This is a genomic window from Novosphingobium sp. B-7 (assembly GCF_000410615.1).
GTDB classification, from domain to species: domain Bacteria; phylum Pseudomonadota; class Alphaproteobacteria; order Sphingomonadales; family Sphingomonadaceae; genus Novosphingobium; species Novosphingobium capsulatum.
Genome location: NZ_KE148369.1, coordinates 1 through 1,372, shown reverse-complemented (window position 1 = coordinate 1,372; position 1,372 = coordinate 1). Strand labels below are relative to the sequence as shown.

Sequence of the window (1,372 nt, the reverse complement as noted above, 5' to 3'; positions counted from 1 at the left end):
AACGGGGCGGCATTGTCGCGGCCGAGCAGGCCGTGGGCCGAAACCGGGGTACGCCAATCGGCCAGGCAGCTGGCCACGTTGATGCCTTTGCCCCCGGCATTCTGGCGCACGCCACGGGCGCGGTGGACCTGGCCGGGCACCAGGCGATCGAGCGTGATCGTCTCGTCGATCGCGGGATTGAGCGTGAGGGTATGAACGCGCATCAGGCCGCTCCTGCGTCGAGCGCGCGCACTTGCGCGGCGCCGGGTTGGGCCAGCGCGCGGCGCGCCAGGTCTTGCAGATCAGCCATGCTGGCGCCGCGTAGCCGCGCCTTCACGGCGGGAATGTCGCGCGGGGTCATCGACAGTTCGCTTACCCCCAGGCCGGTGAGCAGCGCCGCGCCGAACGGATCGCCGGCAAGACCGCCGCACACGCCCACCCAGCGGCCGTGGGTGGCAGCGCCTTCCACCGTCAGGGCGATCAGGCGCAGGACGGCGGGGTGCAGGCTGTCTGCCTCTGCAGCCAGATCGGGGTTCTGGCGGTCGATCGCCAGGGTATATTGCGTGAGGTCATTGGTGCCGATCGAAAAGAAATCGGCATGTTCGGCGAGCGCCGCAGCCTGGACGGCGGCGGCCGGCACTTCGATCATGATGCCGATCGGCACGGCAGGCGCATCCAGCTCAGCGCGGATTTCCTCGCAACGCGCGCGCAGCCGCTGCAATTCCCAGGTAGAGGTGATCATCGGGAACATGATCGACAGATCACCGCCGTGCTTTGCCGCGCGATAGAGCGCGCGCAGCTGCGGATCGAGCAGGTCGGGCCGGCGCAGCAGCAACCGCGCGCCGCGCACGCCCAGGAACGGATTTTCCTCGGTCGGCAGGTCCAGATGTGGCACCTGCTTGTCTCCGCCGATATCCAGCGCACGCACGATCAGCGGGCGGTTGCCGTCCGGCCCATCACCCAGCGCGGTGATCATGGCGCGATAGATCGCTTCCTGTTCGTCCTCGCTCGGCGTGTCGCCGCGTTCCAGAAACAGGAATTCGGTGCGCATCAGGCCCACGCCTTCGGCGCCTTCGGCCAGGGCAAAGGCCACCGAATCCGGGCGGTTGACGTTGGCGGCGATGGCCACCTGGTGCCCATCGGTGGTGATCGCCGGGCGGCTGCGTTCGGCCTCTTGGGCGCGGCGGCGCGCGGCGATCCGATCGATCCAGGCTTGCGCGCTGGCGATGTCTGCCGCCGTGGGATCGAGCCAGACGCGGCCAGCATCGCCATCGACGATCACCGTGGCCCCGGCGCCCAGCGCGAGCAGATCGTTGCCTAGCGCCACCACTGACGGCAGCCCCAGCGTGCGCGCCAGGATCGCGCTGTGCGAGGTGGGGCCGCCCAGCGCCGT

2 protein-coding genes are annotated in these 1,372 nt (G+C 69.7%); both read right to left on the bottom strand.

The window, feature by feature from the left end; all coding sequences use genetic code 11:
• On the bottom strand, positions 1-203 hold a 203-nt coding region (locus H926_RS34800), incomplete at its 3' end, for a PfkB family carbohydrate kinase (RefSeq protein ID WP_043609768.1).
• Positions 203-1,372 (bottom strand): phosphoenolpyruvate--protein phosphotransferase (gene ptsP, locus H926_RS0114965; protein ID WP_022677038.1); only part of this gene is annotated, 1,170 nt, incomplete at its 5' end. The genes H926_RS34800 and ptsP, both read right to left, overlap by 1 nt.